This window comes from Hydrotalea sp. GW822-HT8A01, from assembly GCF_058798575.1.
In genome coordinates, this window is sequence record NZ_CM179506.1 from 2,108,804 (window position 1) to 2,128,613 (window position 19,810).

17 protein-coding genes are annotated in these 19,810 nt (G+C 35.5%); 13 read left to right on the forward strand and 4 right to left on the reverse strand.

Annotation, left to right across the window (positions count from 1 at the left end; genetic code table 11):
- Nucleotides 1-10 precede the first annotated feature (10 nt).
- Together AC3QLY_RS09255 and htpG are read left to right on the forward strand one after the other, a co-directional pair.
- Nucleotides 11-2,086 (forward strand): DUF5689 domain-containing protein, encoded by a 2,076-nt coding sequence (locus tag AC3QLY_RS09255; RefSeq protein ID WP_074419605.1) that lies wholly within the window; start codon nucleotides 11-13, stop codon nucleotides 2,084-2,086.
- A 159-nt stretch (nucleotides 2,087-2,245) separates the two neighbouring features.
- The gene (gene htpG / locus AC3QLY_RS09260; RefSeq protein ID WP_176712986.1) at nucleotides 2,246-4,144 is read left to right on the forward strand and encodes a molecular chaperone HtpG; all 1,899 of its coding nucleotides are present in this window, start codon (nucleotides 2,246-2,248) and stop codon (nucleotides 4,142-4,144) included.
- Nucleotides 4,145-4,245: 101 nt separating this feature from the next.
- On the opposite strand, the gene AC3QLY_RS09265 is transcribed toward htpG, so the two are convergent.
- From AC3QLY_RS09265 to AC3QLY_RS09275, 3 genes are all read right to left on the reverse strand, one after another.
- Nucleotides 4,246-4,938, reverse strand: coding sequence for a methyltransferase domain-containing protein (locus AC3QLY_RS09265; RefSeq protein ID WP_074417882.1), 693 nt, complete (start codon nucleotides 4,936-4,938; stop codon nucleotides 4,246-4,248).
- Nucleotides 4,939-5,063: 125 nt separating this feature from the next.
- Nucleotides 5,064-6,761: a single-stranded-DNA-specific exonuclease RecJ gene (recJ, locus tag AC3QLY_RS09270; protein ID WP_074417881.1), complete on the reverse strand. Its 1,698-nt coding sequence runs from the start codon at nucleotides 6,759-6,761 to the stop codon at nucleotides 5,064-5,066.
- A gap of 332 nt (nucleotides 6,762-7,093) precedes the next feature.
- Complete coding sequence (locus AC3QLY_RS09275; RefSeq protein ID WP_074417880.1) at nucleotides 7,094-8,056, reverse strand: polyprenyl synthetase family protein; 963 nt, start codon at nucleotides 8,054-8,056, stop codon at nucleotides 7,094-7,096.
- A 217-nt stretch (nucleotides 8,057-8,273) separates the two neighbouring features.
- On the opposite strand from AC3QLY_RS09275, the gene AC3QLY_RS09280 reads away from it, so the two are divergent.
- From AC3QLY_RS09280 to AC3QLY_RS09320, 9 genes are all read left to right on the forward strand, one after another.
- Nucleotides 8,274-9,785, forward strand: coding sequence for an OmpA family protein (locus AC3QLY_RS09280; protein WP_074417879.1), 1,512 nt, complete (start codon nucleotides 8,274-8,276; stop codon nucleotides 9,783-9,785).
- A gap of 194 nt (nucleotides 9,786-9,979) precedes the next feature.
- The gene (locus tag AC3QLY_RS09285; RefSeq protein WP_074419969.1) at nucleotides 9,980-10,831 is read left to right on the forward strand and encodes an outer membrane protein assembly factor BamD; all 852 of its coding nucleotides are present in this window, start codon (nucleotides 9,980-9,982) and stop codon (nucleotides 10,829-10,831) included.
- Complete coding sequence (locus AC3QLY_RS09290) at nucleotides 10,800-11,144, forward strand: DNA-directed RNA polymerase subunit omega (RefSeq protein ID WP_068247057.1); 345 nt, start codon at nucleotides 10,800-10,802, stop codon at nucleotides 11,142-11,144. Before AC3QLY_RS09285 ends, AC3QLY_RS09290 begins: the two co-directional genes overlap by 32 nt.
- 80 nt (nucleotides 11,145-11,224) lie before the next feature.
- Nucleotides 11,225-12,427: a bifunctional phosphopantothenoylcysteine decarboxylase/phosphopantothenate--cysteine ligase CoaBC gene (gene coaBC / locus AC3QLY_RS09295; RefSeq protein WP_074419970.1), complete on the forward strand. Its 1,203-nt coding sequence runs from the start codon at nucleotides 11,225-11,227 to the stop codon at nucleotides 12,425-12,427.
- Nucleotides 12,420-13,343, forward strand: coding sequence for a type IX secretion system protein PorD (gene porD / locus AC3QLY_RS09300; protein ID WP_074417876.1), 924 nt, complete (start codon nucleotides 12,420-12,422; stop codon nucleotides 13,341-13,343). The genes coaBC and porD overlap by 8 nt, the downstream gene beginning before the upstream one ends.
- 122 nt (nucleotides 13,344-13,465) lie before the next feature.
- Nucleotides 13,466-13,786: a DUF4296 domain-containing protein gene (locus tag AC3QLY_RS09305; protein WP_074417875.1), complete on the forward strand. Its 321-nt coding sequence runs from the start codon at nucleotides 13,466-13,468 to the stop codon at nucleotides 13,784-13,786.
- Between the two features lie 163 nt (nucleotides 13,787-13,949).
- Nucleotides 13,950-14,648, forward strand: coding sequence for a CoA transferase subunit A (locus AC3QLY_RS09310; RefSeq protein WP_074417874.1), 699 nt, complete (start codon nucleotides 13,950-13,952; stop codon nucleotides 14,646-14,648).
- 42 nt (nucleotides 14,649-14,690) lie between these two features.
- Entirely contained in the window at nucleotides 14,691-15,347 is a 657-nt protein-coding gene (locus tag AC3QLY_RS09315) for a CoA transferase subunit B (protein ID WP_074417873.1), read from the forward strand.
- A 110-nt stretch (nucleotides 15,348-15,457) separates the two neighbouring features.
- A complete protein-coding gene (locus AC3QLY_RS09320) occupies nucleotides 15,458-16,789 on the forward strand; it encodes a sensor histidine kinase (RefSeq protein WP_228733102.1) in 1,332 nt (443 codons plus the stop codon).
- Here the strand turns inward: AC3QLY_RS09320 and AC3QLY_RS09325 are convergent.
- A complete protein-coding gene (locus AC3QLY_RS09325) occupies nucleotides 16,786-18,042 on the reverse strand; it encodes an S-adenosylmethionine:tRNA ribosyltransferase-isomerase (RefSeq protein WP_074417872.1) in 1,257 nt (418 codons plus the stop codon). The two genes, AC3QLY_RS09320 and AC3QLY_RS09325, sit on opposite strands and share 4 nt — an antisense overlap.
- Before the next feature lie 362 nt (nucleotides 18,043-18,404).
- Here AC3QLY_RS09325 and mraZ point away from each other — a divergent pair, with 362 nt between their 5' ends.
- Together mraZ and rsmH are read left to right on the forward strand one after the other, a co-directional pair.
- Nucleotides 18,405-18,863: a division/cell wall cluster transcriptional repressor MraZ gene (gene mraZ, locus AC3QLY_RS09330; protein WP_074417871.1), complete on the forward strand. Its 459-nt coding sequence runs from the start codon at nucleotides 18,405-18,407 to the stop codon at nucleotides 18,861-18,863.
- Nucleotides 18,864-18,893: 30 nt separating this feature from the next.
- Nucleotides 18,894-19,793, forward strand: a complete 900-nt coding sequence (gene rsmH, locus AC3QLY_RS09335) for a 16S rRNA (cytosine(1402)-N(4))-methyltransferase RsmH (protein ID WP_074420705.1) — start codon at nucleotides 18,894-18,896, stop codon at nucleotides 19,791-19,793.
- Nucleotides 19,794-19,810: the final 17 nt, after the last annotated feature.

Here is a 19,810-nt window from a genome sequence, read left to right on the forward strand (position 1 = left end):
ATCCAATGGTATGATGAAAAAATATGCATCATTTTTTTATTTTGCGGCCTGTTTTTTTTTAATGAATAGTTGCGCAAAACCATTTGATGCACCTCCTGCAAATGATACACTAACACTTAACGCAAATACTACTATCCGGCAGTTAAAATTATTGCATGTTAAAAATAATTTTGAAAGGATAACAGATGATTTAATTGTTAGTGGTATTGTAATTGCAAATGATCAATCAGGTAATTGGTACAAGCAAATTATTATTCAGGATGAAACCGGAGGAATTACTGTACGAATGGATGGTAATAATTTGTTTAACAATTACCCTGTAGGAAGAAAAATTGCAGTGAAAGCAAAAGGTTTGTATTTGGGTGATTATGGCGGCGTGATACAATTGGGAGCAGGTATTGATAACAGCGATCCCAATAATCCAAGCCTAATTCCGCTTCCAACATCTTTATTCGATAAATATGTTTTGAAAGGTAGTTTGAACAATCAGGTTATCCCCAGGTTAGTAAATATCAATACACTTTCTGCAAACTTGCAGGATACATTACAAAGTACTTTAATTCAGTTAGCCGATGTAGAATTTGCTGTAAATGAATTAGATAAAACCTATGCCGATGCAGTGGGTAAGCAGGCTGCAAACCTAACCATAAAAAATTGTTCCGGTAACAGTATTATATTACGAACAAGTGGTTATGCAGATTTTGCTTCCAATAAAATTCCGGCAGGCAATGGTAATCTGGTTGCGGTTTTTGCAATATTTGGAACGACCAAACAATTGTTGATTCGTGATACTTCAGATGTTCATTTTCAAAATGCCCGATGTGGGAACAGCACTGTCAGTAAAATTTCAATTGCTGCTGTTCGCAATAGTTATAAAGGTACTGCATATACTTATCAGGAAGATAAATTCATCAATGGTATTGTTATTTCAGATGCAACTGCGGGAAATATTCCTGAAAATGAAGTGATTTTGCAGGAAGATTCAAATATGCCGGGTATTCTGCTCCAATTAAATACCGGGCATGGTTTTAAAATGGGCGATTCGGTAACTGTTCAATTAAATCAGGCCATGCTAACCAAAGAAAACAATATATTATTGCTGAAAAATATGGATACTACCGCTATTACAAAAATTGCCGGTTCAAAAAAAATTATTCCCCGAATGGTTACTATTCAGCAATTACAGGAAAATATTACCGATTGGGAATCTACATTGATTCAATTGAACTATCCGGCAATCAGTGGAACATTCTGGAATAATGCTGTTCGTTTATCAGACCCATCCGGCAGCATTGATTTATTTACTTATTCAACAGCAAATTTTTATAATACACCGGTTCCTACTCAAGCAGTTAATAAACTAACAGCAATTGTAAGCCTTCATCAAACCGGAGCTGTTATAATGTTGCGTAATTTGAATGATGTTGAATTGCTTTCAGGAGGTAGTGGTAATTTGAACAATGTTATTCAATTAAATCAATCTCCTCTTCTCATCAACTTTGATGATATTGCCAATGGTTTACCAAACGGTTGTTCTGTTTACACAAATGCAGGTAGCAATAGTTTGGGCAATGTTACCAATTTTGCTACTTCAAAAACAAGTTGGGGAAATACCACCGGCGGGTTTAAAAACTGCGCCTCAGCAATTGGCCTTTCTTCAAATGCAACTACTATACAACAAGATAATGCAACAAACAGAGCATTAGCACTTCGGCAAACAGGAACCGGTGGGTACGATCCCGGTGCGGCTTTTGTACTGCATTTGGCCAATACTACCGGTAAAAAAAATATTCAAATATCCTTTCAACTGCAATCGCTCGATGTAAGCAGTACCCGCACCACTAACTGGACGGTGGAATACGGATTAGGCGACAATCCAACCACATTCAGCAGCATTACTGCAACCGGATTATTGCAATCGGGAAATAGCCAATTCGGTTCGGGAACTGTTCAAATAAATTTTGGTTCGCTACTCAATAATATACCTACAGAAATTTGGATAAGAATTGTTGCAAAATCGACCACATCCGGAACTGGAAGTAGGCCGGTTACCGCAATAGATGATCTTTCATTCACCTGGGAATAAATGGGTTTGTTTGTCAGCTTGTCAGTTTAAGTTGCTTTGGTATTTAATTTGTCTACAAACAATAGGCTAATTTTTCTTGGATGAATAGTTATGCCTCACCTATTTGAAAAATATCGGCCTGTCAAAATTTCAACTTAAAAGATTTCAAATACTATTATTATGCAAAAAGGACAAATTAGGGTACAAACAGAAAACATTTTCCCCATCATTAAAAAATTTCTTTACAGTGATCATGAAATTTTTCTTCGGGAATTGGTAAGTAATGCAGTTGATGCGGTTCAAAAATTGAAAACATTGGCCTCAATAGGCGAGTTTAAAGGTGAACTGGGCGATTTGAAAATTGAAGTTGAATTAGATGCGAAAGAAAAAACCATCAGCATTACTGATACCGGTGTGGGAATGACAAAGGAGGAAGTAGATAAATACCTGAATCAGGTGGCTTTTAGTGGTGCCGAAGAGTTTTTAGCAAAATATAAAGATGCCAACATTATTGGACATTTTGGTTTAGGTTTTTACAGCTCATTTATGGTGGCAGAAAAAGTGGAATTATTAACCCAAAGCCACAATGCAGATGCGCCTACCGTTTATTGGAGTTGTGATGGCAGCCCTGAGTTTGAATTGTTTGAGGTAGAAAAAAGGAATCGCGGTACAAAAATTATTTTACATGTAGGCGAGGATAGTAAAGAATTTTTGGATGCATACCGGCTTAAGGGTATTTTAGAAAAGTTCTGTAAGTTCTTACCGGTTCCGATTTATTTTATTGATGTTGCTGCCGAAAAGAAAGAAGATGAGAAAATAAAACCTATTAATAATACAGCACCTATTTGGACCAAAAAGCCAAGTGAATTAAATAAAGAAGATTACGAAAAGTTTTATAAGGAATTATATCCTTTTGGCGAAACGCCATTGTTCTGGATACACCTGAATGTAGATTATCCGTTTAATTTAACCGGTATTTTATACTTTCCGAAAATTAAGCAGAGTTACGAAATACAAAAAGACAAAATACAGTTGTATAGCAATCAGGTATTTGTAACCGATGAGGTGAAAGATATTGTTCCCGAATTTTTAATGTTACTGCATGGTGTAATTGATAGCCCGGATATTCCATTAAACGTAAGCCGCAGTTATTTACAAGGCGATCCGAATGTTCGAAAAATCAACAACCACATTACCAAGAAAGTGGCCGATAAGTTAGAAGAAATTTTTAATAATGATCGTGCTTCATTTGAAGAGAAATGGGAAAGCCTTGGCTTATTTGTGAAGTATGGTATGATGACGGACGATAAGTTTTTAGAGAAGGCCAATCGTTTCCTCATTATGGAAGAGACAGTGTTAGAAGATACCGCAAAAAGCGAAGCAGAAAAAACAAAAGCTAAATTTTATACTATAGAGGAATACAAGAATGCAACGAATGCATTACAAAAAAATAAAGATGGTAAAAATGTAATTTTATACACTACCCAACCGGTACAGCAACATGCTTTTATTAAAGCCTGTGTAGATAAAGGCTATGTAGTAGTTAAAATGGAAACATTGGTAGATGCGGCTTTCATTAATACAATGGAAATGAAATGGGAAAATGTACATTTTGTGAGAGTGGACGCAGATATTGTAGATAATTTGATTGATAAACAGGAACACAATGAAATGGTACTTTCAAAAGATGAGCAGGAAAATCTGAAAAATCTCTTTAGTTTTCCCATCAACGATTTACATGTTACAGTAGAGCTAAAAGGGTTAAGTTCACAAAGTACACCCGTTGTAGCTACTAGGCCCGAATTTATGCGTCGTATGAAAGATATGGGTGCTGTTGGCGGTGGTATGGCATCATTCTATGCGCAAATGCCCGATGAAGTTACACTTACCGTTAATGGTAATCATCCAATTTTTCAACATATTTTGAAGTTGGATGATAAAGAAAAACAGGAAAAGCAGGTAAGAAATCTGGCAGATTTAGCGCTATTATCGCAAGGCTTGTTAAAAGGAAATTATTTAACCGGATTTATTGATCGTAATATTGAACTCATGCATCAGCAGGCAGAGGCTTCTGCATAAAACTTTGTATTTTTTTCAGGGAGGCTGCATCAAAAGTGCTATGCAGCCTCTTTTTATTCTGTAAGGAGGGGGGATGGAGAAAATTTTCGTTTATGCAAATCTCAGCCCCTTCTTTTTGCTTTAGATACATCCTCTTTTTTTAGAATGCTGATTTCCATATATTTCTGAATTCGTTGATGGAATGTTTCAGTATACCCTTTTTCAAGAAATAAATTTTTGTGCATGGGGGTTATGTAGATAACTTCAATAGATCGTGGATGTTCGAGCAGACTTTTATCGATATTCAAAACAACCTGCTGCATAATCATTTCATCAAAGGGATTGTAAAAGAATAAGCAATTTGCGGTAGATGGGATTGGAGTGTAAAAGGCATCGTTATTTATCAAATGAAAATTTACATGCGGAAACAAATGTTGCGTTAGGGCAATATTATTTTGCGCATCCTTATACAATTGCGGTGATAGTTCAATTCCGGTAATGTTGTTGAAACCAAAATGAGCTGCAACACATAAGGCTCTTCCTTTGCCACATCCGAAATCTATGAAATGCAAATGTGGTAACTGTAATTGTTGAAATCCGGTTTCTAAAAGTGTAAAATCGACGGGCATATAAATACTTGCGTGCTCTATGTTTACATCAGCAAGTGCTAAATGTTTTAATTCATCATGGCCGGTTGAATGAATGCTATATTTTTTTTCTCCGCGCCATTCGTTTCTAACAATATACCAGGCAATCCTAGTATTCCAGTTAATGGCAATGTACCAGAAATAAGATATGTGTTGCAATATTTTCATCTGCAAATATTTTTGGTGTGAACACAGGAACAATGCTGTTTTTGAATAAAGTTTTTCAAATGTTCTATTTAAAATTGTGAAAGAATAATAGCATTTTTTTACTGCGATGTACAATTTATTTTGACTTATTTTGACGGTCTAATATCCATTACCCGTAATTGTAATTTTTTTTCTCCCATATATTCATTCAGGTCAATTGTGCAAACAATATCTATAGGCTGTTGTGATTCTAATAAAGAAAAAAAATGCGCCATATTAAAGCCAATGCCGGTAATAGTACTATTATTTTGTTTTAATACAAAGCGAATGTGTTCCTCTTTTACAATTTTAGAGTAGCCGGTATCAGTAAGTTTTTCTATCATAAAAACAGGTTGCATGTTTTCCGGTCCAAAAGGCTCCATTTGGCAAATGATATTATAGAACCCCATTGTAATATCATTGAGTGTAATCACCGCATCAACTATAATTTCGGGGGTAAGCAGATCTGGATCAATGGTTTCATTTACAATGGCTTCAAATGCATTGCTGAATGTAATTAAGTTTTCGGGTTTTAAAGTTAATCCTGCAGCGGCAAAATGGCCGCCATAACCAATTAAATAATCCCTGCAGGCATGAATGGCTTCATACAGGTTAAAACCGGCCACACTTCTTGCACTGCCGGTAAGGTATTCGCCACTTTTGGTCAGTACAATTGTGGGGCGATAATGTTTTTCAATTAATCTGCTTGCCACAATGCCTACTACTCCTTTATGCCAGTGTTCCTGATATACTACGGTCGTTTTTTTATGTGTGTGATTTGCATCATCCTGAATTAATGACAGTGCTTCTGCTGTAATAGTGGTATCTGCTTCTTTTCGGTCAGTATTGTCGTTGTGCAACATTTCTGCTAATTGCAATGCTGCTTGCATATCCTGTTCAATGAATAACTGAACGGCTTTTTTAGCATCATCCATTCTACCGGCTGCATTTACTCTTGGAGCAATAATGAAAACAAGATTATTAATATGTAGTTCTTTTTGGATGCCGGCAAGTTGCAACAGGGCTTTAATGCCTATACAAGGGTTTTCATTTACTTTTTTTAATCCAAAATAAGCCAGTGTTCTGTTTTCCCCTGTAAGGGGCACAATATCTGCAGCAATGGCACAGGCAACCAAATCAATATATTGAAATGGTATTGTATCAGATAATCCGAGTTTTTCAGCCAATGCTGTAATTAATTTAAACCCTACTCCGCAGCCACACAGTTCTTTGTAGGGATAAGCACAATTTTTTTGTTTCGGATTAAGGATGGCAACCGCAGGGGGTAGTTGTTTGTCTGGTAAATGGTGGTCGCAAACAATAAAATCTATTGATAGATCTTTTGCATATTGAATAAGTTCTATGCTTTTTATACCACAGTCTAATGAAATAATTAATGAAAATCCATGCTCTTGGGCATAATGAATGCCTTGTTGACTAACACCATATCCTTCTCTGTAACGATGGGGAATATAAAAAGCCACATTCGGATAAACAGATTGTAAGAATCGGAACATGCAGGCAACAGAAGTGGTGCCATCTACATCGTAATCGCCATACACTAAAATTTTTTCGTTTTGTTGAAAAGCATTCAGAATACGCTGTACAGCCTTATCCATATCTTTCATTAGCCAGGGGCTGTGTAAATCGGTTAATTGTGGGCGAAAAAATTGTTTGGCTTTCTCAAAATTATCAATACCTCTTTGAACCAAAATTTGGCAGATAACCTGATTTACTTTTAAAGAAGATTGTAATTGCAAAACAGCATTGGCATCCCAAACGGGCATTTTCCATCGTTTCTCCATATTTAAATTACTTTATTGGTACAACAAACAATGGGAATGAAGATATCATTTAATTTTATACAATTCATTTTCAGGCTCTGGCTTTTCAATGAATCAAAAAAAAACAGTTACAGCATGAAGAACCAATGTATATGCTGATGTTTCTGAAAATGATTAGGTAAAAAACGTGTTGTGCTATTACGCCCTGAAAATCTTACTGGGCATAGGTTTCAATAAACTTTGCTCAATATCAATTAGTTATACATAGTTTACTGAAACACCATTAGGCAATGAGTTTCAAACGAAAACTGATTTTAATAGCACAACACGTTAGGTAAAAAATAAGTGAGGTACTAATATTTTCTGTCTGTAGTAAAACGAACCAATTCTTCTAATGCACTGCGTACTTCTGATTCAGGAAATTGGTGTAAAATTTTTAAAGCTTCATCCCTGTATTGATTCATGATTTCAATGGTGTATTGAATACCGCCGTGTTTCATGACTTCTTGAATCACCTGTTGCACTTTTACCTTGTTTTTATTTTCGTTTTTCAGTATGTACATCAAAGCTTTCCTTTCCTTTATAGGTATATTATTCAAGGTATAAATGAGTGGTAAGGTTAATTTTTTTTCTTTTATATCATTGCCGGTAGGTTTGCCTATATTATAAGTGCCATAATCAAAAAGGTCGTCTTTTATTTGGAACGCCATGCCTACTTTTTCGCCAAACAAACGCATTTGTTCAATTTGCTCCGGATTATTGAATGTGGTAGAGGCACCTGCGGCACAGGCAGAGGCTAATAATGAGGCAGTTTTTCCTTTAATAATGTTAAAATAAATGGCCTCATTTATATTCAGGTTTCGCGATTTTTCCATTTGCAGCAATTCGCCTTCACTCATTTGTTTAACTGCCTCTGACATAATTTGTAAAACGCCAAAATCATGATTGCTCAGCGAAAGCAATAAACCTTTTGATAAAAGGTAATCGCCTACTAAAACGGCAACTTTATTTTTCCATAAGGCATTGATGGAAAAAAAACCACGTCTTTCCATTGATTCATCCACCACATCATCATGAACCAAAGTGGCCGTATGCAATAATTCTACCAAAGAAGCAGCCCTATATGTACTTTTATTTACCGGTGCCCCTAGTTTGGCGCTGAGTAAAACAAACATAGGCCGCAATTGCTTTCCTTTTCTTTTAACAATATATTGCATAATCCGATCTAACAGCGGTACCCTGCTTTGTACAGCCTCTTTAAAGTGCTTTTCAAATTCATCCAACTCGTCTTTTATTACCTGAAGGGCTAATTTCATAGCTTTTTGTATAGTGGTGCAATATAATAATTATGTGCAGCAGAATAATATAGTGTGTTAATTAGCCATAACTTACAATAATTTTGCAGATGCAACGTTTTTCAGAAATAAACTGTCTTTTTAGGCAGTTCTGTAAAAACATAATATAAAATTTGATTGTTCATTCCGATTATAATACTTTTGTCGGGAATTTTATCATCAACATTAAACATAAGCTATGGCAAGCAAAAAGTACATTTCGTTATTTGCAGCAATGTTTGTTCTGTTTCAGAGCATTGGATTTGCGCAAACATCAACTGATTGGGGTTGGGACTGGAAAGACAGTTCTAAAGTTCCTACTAAAAGGATACCTCAGTACAATGAGTTTCTAAACAACCAATACCCTTACCCGGCTAAACCCCGCGATCAGTGGGAGTTAGGTTTAAGTGCCGGTAGTTCTTTCATTTTAGGTGACCGGGCCATTTTAGCTGGCGGATACAATGGTGGTATTGTAGGTGGAATTTCTCTTCGTAAATCCATCAGTCATGTATTCTCGATTAGAGGTGCTTACAATGGTTCCATTGTTTCTATTCCCAGCAGTAAAACTACCGTATGGGCTAAAAACTATACCCACATGGGTTCTATTGATGCCATCGCGTCTTTAAATTCTATGAGTCATTACAGAGGCAATCCAAAATGGGATGTTTATGTTTTTGGAGGTTATTCTTTAATTTATACCAGAGTAATGACCAACCAGGGTGGTTCACTGCATAACTTGTATTATCCACAAACTAATTTAATTGGTACCTCTAATTTTCCCAATGATGCACCTGCTGTAAATGGCAGACATACCTGGGCTTTAATGCATGGCTTAAGCTATGGTGGTGGTGTATCTTATAAAATCAGTAACCGTGTAAATATCGGAATTGAACAAAGATTCACTGTTCCCATGTTCGGTAATGATTATTTAGATGGTAACAAAGTAGGTAATTCAGGAGACCAATACAGCTTCTCAACTGCTCATTTAAACATTAACTTAGGTAAAACTGCCAAAAGAGTACAACCCTTATGGTGGATTAACCCTTACAATTATGAGTACAATGAGCTGAATAGCCCCAAGCATATGAAAATGCCAAAGGTTGTATTGCCTGATGCAGATGGTGATGGTGTAACTGATCAATTCGACTTAGAACCCAATACACCAGCCGGTGCACCTGTTGATAGCCATGGTAGAGCAAAAGATACTGATGGTGATGGCGTTCCTGACTACAGAGATAAAGAAATTTTAACACCACAAAGTTGTTTCCCGGTAAATGCAGATGGTGTTGGTACTTGTCCTGAACCAGCTTGTTGCAAAGAGTTAAGAGATATGATTGCAAACATGCAAAAAGCACCGGTTTGTAACATCAGTAGCTTACCCAGCATACAATTTAAAAGAGGTGATAAATTAACCAAAGAAGCAATGCAATTATTAGATGCTGCCGCCGCAAGCATTAAAGCAAACCCAGATTGTAAAGTAAAAGTAATTGGTCACCCCGCTGCCAGCAAAGCAGCTCAGCAAATGGCATGGGAAAGAGTAAATGCTGTAATTAAATACTTAGTTGATAAACAAGGTATTTCTGAAAGCAGATTCATTTTCTCTTACGATGGTGGTTCCGGTGATGCTAATACCATTGATTTGCAAGGCACAACCGAAGAAGGTCCTAATACAGTACCTGCTCCACATCCGAACTTGAGAAGCAGAAACTAAATAATTAATCAGCATATTTTTAAAAAAGCCCCAATTTTGGGGCTTTTTTATGTTTAGATAAAGAGAAGGTTTTTACCTTGCCTATCCATAATAGCTTCATTTTCCTGTAAATTGGGGTACTTTTCAAGAATATTAACGTATGTTTTAAAGCTGCGTATTTATATTGCCAAAATTATTTACCTTCGCAAACTTGTATGAAGAAACTTGTATTGTTTTCATTAATAATTTTGGGATTTGCTGCTTGTTCCAGAAAAGGAGTGAAGTTTCAAAAAAGTCACCGATTCTCGCAGATTTTAAAGAGTAAGGATATTGACTATAAATTCAAAATGGCCGAACAATATTATGTAAATAAAAAATATAATTTTGCTCAGCAGCTCTTTGAAGATTTGTTCCCTTATGTAAAAGGAACTGATCGGTATGAAGACATGTACTACAAACTGGCTTATTGTTATTATTATCAAAAAGATTATTTGAACGCTGAAAATTATTTTAAAACATTCACTGAAACGTTTCCTTCCAGTGCAAAAAGCGAAGAGTGTGAGTACATGCGGGCATATACTTATTATAAGCAATCGCCCAAACCGGAATTAGATCAAACAAATACCAATAAGGCAATTGGTTTAATGCAGGCATTCATTAACATGCATCCCGGTTCATCTAAAATAAAAGAAGCAAATAATATTATTGATTTATGTCGGGAAAAATTAGAAACAAAAGATTTCTTAAATGCCCAGCTCTATTATAATTTAGGTTATTTTAAGGCGGCTGCTATAACATTTTCAGGAGTTTTAGATAATTATCCCGATTCAAAAAATGGTGATTTATATAAATATCAGTCAGTACGTTCATATTTTAAATATGCCGAAATGAGTTATCCTGATAAACAATTGGAAAGATTTGAAAAAGTAAAAGCCGATTGTTCAGATTTTTTGGATCGTTTTCAGGGAAGTAAATACACTACAGAAATTACAAAAATTAATACAGAAACAAATAATTTAATTAAAAACCTACAAAATGAGCAAACTAAGAAGACAGCTCAGCGCTAATATACCTAGCTCTGTTGAACCTAAAAGTTTGAAAGATATTAAAGATATCACCGGTAATCTTTATGAGTCTATTGCAATTGTTGCCAGAAGGGCCAATCAAATTAACATTACCATTCGGGAAGAGTTGCATAATAAATTAGATGAATTTGCTAGCCATACCGACAGTCTGGAAGAAATTCATGAAAATAAAGAACAAATAGAGATTTCTCGTGCCTACGAGAAAATGCCCAATCCGGCAATTCTTGCTTTAAATGAATTTATGGAAGGAAAAATTTACTACCGTTTAAATAACGATAACGATTTATTCAGATAAAGCAACAAAATGTATTAAAATTGATAAAAGGGCAGTATATATACTGCCTTTTTTGTTATTTGCAGTTTAATTAAAATACCATGTTGAAAGGGAAAAAAATATTAATAGGTATTACCGGTAGTATTGCTGCCTATAAAGTAATTTATTTGGTTCGGTTGCTGGTAAAATCCGGTGCAGAAGTAAAGGTTATTATGACTGCATCTGCAAAAAATTTTGTGAGTCCGTTGGTATTAGAAACACTCAGTAAAAATGCGGTATTAGAAAATTTAACCGAATCGTCAACCTGGGCAAACCATGTGGCGTTAGGCCGTTGGGCCGATGTATTTTTAATTGCACCACTCAGTGCAAACAGTCTTGCAAAAATTGCCAACGGAATATGCGATAATTTATTGATGGCCGTTTATCTTTCTGCTACTTGTCCGGTTGTAGCGGCTCCTGCTATGGACGAAGACATGTGGTTACATCCTGCTACAAAACGAAATATTCAGCATGCAGCATCAGATGGTGTTCATTTTATTCCTATTGAAAATGGTGAGTTGGCCAGTGGCTTAGTAGGTGAGGGCCGAATGGCTGAACCTGAAACCATTGTAAACTTTTTAATTAGTCAGTTTTTTAGAGGTACATTATTAAAAAACAAAACTGTTCTGGTAACTGCTGGTCCTACATATGAACCAATAGACCCTGTTCGATTTATTGGAAATCATTCTTCCGGAAAAATGGGTTTCGCCATAGCTGAAGCCTGTTATCTGGAAGGTGCCAACGTTGTTTTAATAACCGGCCCCACTGCATTGTATTCTTCATTCAAAGAAATTAAGTTGGTTCATATTACTACTGCCAATGAATTGTTGGAACAGTGCATGATAGAAGCGCGGCAAGCACAAATTATTATCATGAATGCAGCTGTGGCAGATTATACACCACTAAAAAAAGAAACTCAAAAAATTAAAAAGGGTAAAAACGAATCGGAATGGCTTCTTCCATTGGTTAAAACTATTGATATCCTTGCATTGCTCGGAAAGCAGAAAACTGCGCATCAATACATTATGGGTTTTGCCTTAGAAACAGAGCAAGAACTTAAAAATTCCTTAGAAAAATTAAATGTAAAAAAAATTGATAGTATTGTACTAAATTCACTCAATGATGCACAAGCCGGTTTTGGATATGACACCAATCAAATTACCATTATTTCAAAAAATGGCAGAACAGAAAAGATGGCATTAAAGTCTAAAACAGAACTGGCAAAAGACATTGTTTTATACATAAGTGAAGAATTAGATGCGTAGCATATTTATCATATTTTTATTGCTTTGCTTGGGTTTAAGTACTGGCATTACGGCACAGGAATTACAGGCCAAAGTAACCATTAATGCAAGCAGGGTAAATACTACCATCGATAAAAAAATATTCAATACACTTCAATCGCAATTAACCAATTTTTTAAATAGCAGGAAGTGGACAGATGATCAATTTAATCCTGCTGAAAAAATTGTTTGCAGTTTTTTATTCAATATTGAATCAATGCCACAAACCAATGTATTTAGTGCATCATTGATTATTCAGGCAGCAAGGCCTGTATACAATAGTACCTATCAGGCAGCATTGGTAAATTTTCAAGATCAGGATATAACATTCAAGTACATAGAATTTCAACCCATAGAATTTAATGATAGCAGAGTACAGGGCAATGACCCTTTGGTAGCTAACTTAACTGCTGTGCTGGCTTATTATGCCTATGTAATCATTGGATTGGATTATGATTCATTTGCTCCCAAAGCAGGACAACCCTATTTTTTAAAAGCACAAAATATAGTAAACAATGCACCTGAAGATGCCAGTATTAGCGGATGGCGTGCATTTGATGGATTGAGAAACAGATATTGGCTGGTAGATAATTTAACCAACAATGCCAACAATATTATTCATACTGTAATTTATGATTATTACCGATTGGGACTTGATAATATGTATGATAATGAATTGCAGGCACGCTCCGGAATTTTACAGGCTTTGAATTTATTACAGTCATTTAACAGAGAACATCCCAATACCATGTTTGTTCAATTTTTTATGCAAACAAAAGTGCAGGAATTAATTGGCCTTTTTGTAAAAGCAAATTCCGATGACAAACTAAAAGCGCTGGATGTTTTTACCAATTTAGATGTTGGAAATGCAACAAAATATAAAGAACAATTACAATAATATAATTTAAAATGTATTGATAAAAAATAAAATAACTAAAGCTTATAAAATTTTGCCAAACACCTGCATGAATAGATAAAATGAAGAAGATATTAATGATAATTTGTTTAATAATTTACCTGATGGCCTGTAATAGCCATAAATCAGAAATGCCTGTACTGAATTTTGATACCATGAAAGTGGTAATGTGGGATTTGCTGAATGTAAATGAATGGAATAATATGAAAGCCGGGCAGGATACCGTTTTTAAAAAAATTAGAGACGACCGTAAACAATTTGAACAGGTTTTCTATTGGCATCATATTACCAAAAGCAGTTTTTATCATAGCCTCTCATATTATGAACAACATCCTGATAAAATGAAAAAACTAGTGGACTCACTTTCTGCATATGGTAGAAGAGTTACACTTAAATCTGTTGATACCCAACCTACTCATAAATAGGCACAGATTAATTTTTTATAGAACATTACGTTTTATGGCTTAATTATTTGCCTTATCTTGCATAAGAACGGTTATAATCAAATGCATCATACCATCTAAGCAGATGTTCGTTTTTTTTGAATGATGCATGCATTGCTGCAATACATATTTTAAATGGTAAGGTATGAATAAGGTTGTTTTAAATGCACAAGAAGCCATCAAAGATATTCATGAAGGTGCCACCATTATGTTGGGTGGTTTTGGCTTAAATGGTATTCCTGAAAATAGTATTGCTGCCCTTGTACAAAAGGGTATTCAAAATTTAACCTGTATTTCCAATAATGCAGGAGTAGATGATTTTGGTTTAGGCCTTCTGCTGCAAAAAAAACAGATAAAAAAAATGATTAGCAGTTATGTAGGCGAGAATGCAGAGTTCGAAAGGCAATTATTGGAAGGAGAATTAGAAGTTGATTTAATTCCACAAGGTACACTTGCCACAAGAATACAAATGGCCGCCATGGGCATTCCTGCCTTTTATACACCAGCAGGTTTTGGTACAGAAGTAGCAATTGGTAAAGAAGTACGGTACTTTAATAATAAACCCTATTTAATGGAGTTAGCCCTGCATGCCGATTTTGCAATAGTTAAAGCCTGGAAAGGAGATACTATGGGAAATCTTGTATTCAGAAAAACAACCCGTAATTTTTCAACTTCAATGGCAAAGGCCGGTAATATTACCATTGCAGAAGTAGAAGAATTGGTTCAACCCGGTGAAATAGATCCCGATGAGGTACATGTTGCCGGCATTTATATACACAGGATTTTTCAGGGGTGGCATTATCAAAAAAGAATTGAAAAAAGAACAGTAAGAATGGAGAAGTAAATATTTTTTCAAATTTCTCTCAACATCATTAAATCATTTTTTATGGCATTAGATAAATATGGAATTGCCAAAAGAATTGCGCAGGAACTGCAAGACGGCATGTATGTTAATTTAGGAATTGGTATACCAACATTAGTTGCCAATTATGTACCCCAATCCATCACCGTTATATTTCAATCAGAGAATGGCATTTTAGGAATGGGGCCTTACCCTGCCGAAGCTGAAATAGATCCTGATTTAATTAATGCCGGAAAAGAAACCGTAACACTCATTAAAGGTGCCGCTTTGTTTGATAGTGCAGAAAGTTTTGGCATGATTCGGGCGGGTAAGATAGATTTAACTGTATTAGGTGCGATGGAGGTGAGTGAAAATGGAGATATTGCCAATTGGAAAATACCGGGTAAAATGGTGAAAGGAATGGGTGGCGCTATGGACTTAGTGGCCAGTGCCAAAAATATTATTGTAGCAATGATGCATACCAATCCAAAAGGTGAGAGCAAACTCTTGCCTGCGTGTACTTTGCCCCTTACCGGACTGCGATGCGTGAAGAAAATTGTAACCGATTTAGCAGTATTAGAAATTACACCCAAAGGTTTTTTATTAAAAGAAAAGGCTCCGGGCGTATCTGTTGAAGAAATTAAAGCCAAAACATTGGGCAGGTTAGTTTGCCCGGCTAATGTTCCGGATATGCATATTTAACTTTCTAAGTAAACTCTATTTACCTGGTATATCCGGTAAATAAGTTAAAAGCATGATAATAACCAACAGATTGTTCCATATTTCTTGTCAGGGTTTTATATTTGAAATACATGATGAAGAAAACATTACCGCTTATTGTTGTTTTGATATCTCTTTCCCTTTTCGGGCTTTTTCTTCTACAAGCATCCTGGTTAAAAAATTTACTGGCAGTAAGACAGGAACAGTTACAGCGAAATGTAAAAGAAGCCTGTGTAAATGTGGCTATTGATTTAAGTAAGAGTATGCATTATACCCCTTCGCTTCGTTTTCCAAAACGACCCGGTTTTAGAATTGCCAATGATTTTTTAAGTTTAATAAAACCACCTGCCATCAGCGACCGATTTTCACAACAAGATGTTGATCATAAATTACGCAGTGCATTTCACAAAGCCAATATTAAAGATTTGAATTTTGAGTTTGCCATTACCAATAATAATGATGAAATAGAAATGAAATCAGCAGGCTTTGAAAAAGAATTCTGGGATACATTACACAACAGAAGAATTTTTGTACCGGTGGTACCTGAAACTGGCAGCGATTTAGAAGGGATTGGACCTTATGAAAATTTAATTATCATTGTTCCTGATTTTCAAAAACAGGTTTGGGATTCACTGAAATGGATCATTGCCGGTGCTGCAGTTTTCATGCTTATAATTATTGCTGCTTTCTTTGTTACACTGCGAACACTTTTAAATCAAAAAAAATTGAGCGAAATTAAGAGTGATTTTATTAATAATATGACGCATGAGTTTAAAACACCATTGGCTACCATATCCTTGGCGGTTGATGCTATCAGAAATGAAAAAGTGCAGAGTGATAGAGAAAAGCTGAATTATTTCAGTGGCATTATCAAAGAAGAAAATAAAAGAATGAATAAGCATGTTGAAACCATATTGCAGGCTGCTATTACAGAAAAACAGGAGCTGCAATTAAAAAAGATACAACTGCATTTGCATGAACTGATACGTAAAATTGTAGAAAATTATCAATTACAACTGAAGGAAAAAGAAGCCAAAGTAGTATTACAACTCAATGCAAAAAATGATATGCTGGTGGCCGATGAAGTTCATTTTTCCAACTTATTATCGAACCTGATTGATAATGCCATTAAATATTCAAAAGATAATCTTGAAATAAAAATTACAACACACAGTACCAATAAATATATTGTTATTATGATAGAAGACAATGGTATTGGAATGAGTAAGGAAACCATGAAGCGTGTCTTCGAAAAATTTTACAGGGCCCATACCGGTAATGTGCACAATGTAAAAGGGTTCGGCTTGGGCATGAGTTATGTTAAAACCGTAATTGATGCGCACAAGGGTAAAATAAGAGTGGATAGTACCCTTGGTAAGGGAACAACCTTTACTATAGAAATGCCTGTTGGTGTAACTGCTTAAATCCTCCAAAGCAAACTGCCATCACCATAACTTAAAAATCTGAAAGAATTGTTCAGTGCATAATCATAAACACGCTTCCAGTCATCACCAATCATCGCTGCAATTAATAACAGTAAAGTAGATTGTGGTTGATGAAAATTAGTAATAATACCTTTTGCTAATTTAAAATCATACCCTGGAACAATGATGATACTTGTTTTTGTAATGAGCCTTTCTTTACCCTGAATATCCATCCATTGTAGAATATAGTTAAGTGCCTGATCTATAGAAACATTTTCCTGTTGTTGATAGGGTAGCCATTGCTCTACTGTGATATCCTGTAAAGAATTGAGTGTTTTGTTTTTTTGATAATACTGATGAATTTTTATACCAATCCAATAAAGTGATTCCAGGGTTCTTAATGAAGTGGTGCCAACTGCAACAATTGGATAATTCAATTGCATTTGTATATGTTGTATAAACTGTTTTGAAACATCTATAAACTCAGCATGCATTTCATGTGCGGCTAAATAAGCAGCTTTCACGGGTTTAAAGGTTCCGGCGCCAACATGCAATGTTACATAATCGGTTTGTATTCCTTTTTGTTTCAATGCATCCATTAATTCTGGTGTAAAATGAAGCCCTGCAGTAGGTGCTGCTACCGAACCATCTTTCTCAGCATAAATAGTCTGATACCGAATAGCATCTTCTTGTTCCGTTGCTCTGTTCAAGTAGGGGGGTAATGGTATAATACCGGCAAAATGCAATATTTCAGCGAAGCTGACATTTGCATCATTCCAATTAAATTCTACCAAATAAGTTCCTGCCTCGTCTAATACCTCTTTTTTTGCTGCTTGCAGCAATAGAGTACCGTTAGGCATTGTAATTACTTTTTCCAATATGGTTTCTTTCCATTTTTTTGCACCACCAATCAGGCATTTCCATTGTACATTACCGGTTTGTTGCATGGCTATTGTAATATCTTTGTGCGTATCAAAAGGTTCTAAACAAAATATTTCAATAGTGCTGCCGGTTGATTTAGTGAATAACAATCTCGCTTCTACCACCTTTGTATTGTTGAAAATCAAAATACTATCTTCAGGTAAAAAATCAGGTAAATGCTGGTAGGTTGAGGTATGTATAGTTGATTGTTTGTATACTAATAATTTACTTTCATCACGTTTGGCTAACGGATATTTAGCAATGGCATTTTCCGGTAATTCATACTGGTATTCCTGAATAGCAATTTGTTGTGGGTTGATAGATTTCTGCATAACAACATAATATTTTATAACTGGTGTTTTGAAAGATTAATGTTCAATAAAGCATCCATTCATCCTTTTTTACTCAAGGTATAGCCATTTCGGCAAATACTGTTTGGGTGGTTTTTATCATTTAAATTTTCAAAAATAAGTTTTGTAAACGCCTGTATTCACAGCATTTTTGCAGCTTATCCACACTAATTCACATTGAATTCACCTTAATTTTCATCAAAAATCGCTGAAAGTTAATGCAGGTAAGGATTTGGCTCTGTTATTTTTTGTGGATAAATACAAGTACTCAAAATTTGTATTTAAAGTGGGAAAAAGTGTTATTTTGTGTAAATAAATGGTAATTTTAAACCACAATTTTAAAAATGAACGGATTTCACGGCGAATATGAGGCTACAGTAGATGCGAAAGGTCGCTTCCTTTTGCCCGGTGGCTTGAAAAAGCAGTTGCCGGAAGGGGAGTCTCGTTTTATCCTCAGTCGTGGTTTTGAAAAATGCCTCACACTATATCCTTTTAAAAGCTGGGAAGTCATTATTGCTAAGATTAATCGGTTAAATGATTTTGATCCAAAAGTACGTCAATTCCGTCGCCAGTTTTTAGGAGGTGCTACTGAAGTAGAATTGGATAGCGCCGGCCGTATGTTATTGCCGGCATCTTTAAAGGAGTATGCAGGATTGCAAAAAGATATTGTATTAGCAGCAGCTATTGATCGTTTTGAAATTTGGGATGCAGGTAAATACAAACAGCTCTTTGAAGATTTTTCACCGGAAGCTTTTAGCGATTTAGCCAAAGAAGTAATGTCGGGTTTAGAAGGTGGTATATAATCATGGTTTTACATTTTTAATTGCGCTACAATGAATAATACTTACCATATACCAGTACTTCTTTCAGAAACAATTGATATGCTGGCCATTCAGCCCAATGGCATTTATGTTGATTGCACTTTTGGAGGAGGTGGACATTCTGCTGCAATTTTAAAGCACCTGAATGCGGAGGGTAGGTTATTTGCTTTTGATCAGGATGCAGATGCTTTTCAAAATTTTCCGCATGATGCTCGTATGGTATTTGTTCCTGAAAATTTCAGACACATACAACGATTTTTAAAATTGCATGGTGTGTTTCAGGTAGATGGTATTTTAGCCGATTTAGGTGTAAGCAGTCATCAGTTCAATGAAGCATCAAGGGGGTTTTCAATACGATTCGATGGGCCTTTAGATATGCGTATGGACGGTCGTTCTGAATTAACTGCTGAAAAAATTATTGCTACTTATTCTGAACACCAATTACACAAGTTATTTGAAAAATACGGTGAGGTTACCAATGCTAAAACTTTAGCCAAGCATATTGTTCAATACCGTCAGCATACCTCCGTAAGCAATGTTGCACAGTTTAAAGCAGCTTTGGCAGAGATGGTAAAGGGTAATCCTAATAAATATTTTGCTCAGGTATTTCAAGCATTACGAATAGAAGTAAATGATGAATTGGGGGCACTCAATGATTTATTACTGCAATTGCCGACTATATTAAAAACCAGTGGCCGTGCGGCTTTTATTACTTTCCATTCATTAGAAGACAGGCTGGTGAAAAATTATTTTAAAGGAACAACAGTTGAAGATGAAAACCCTTTCATTTCAACGCCCAAAAAACAGGAGTTTGAACTGATATCCAAAAAACCAATTGTGCCTTCTGAGAGTGAAATAAAAATGAATTCAAGGAGCAGAAGTGCCAAGCTAAGAGTAGCTGAAAAATTATAAAAGCATGATTCAATACC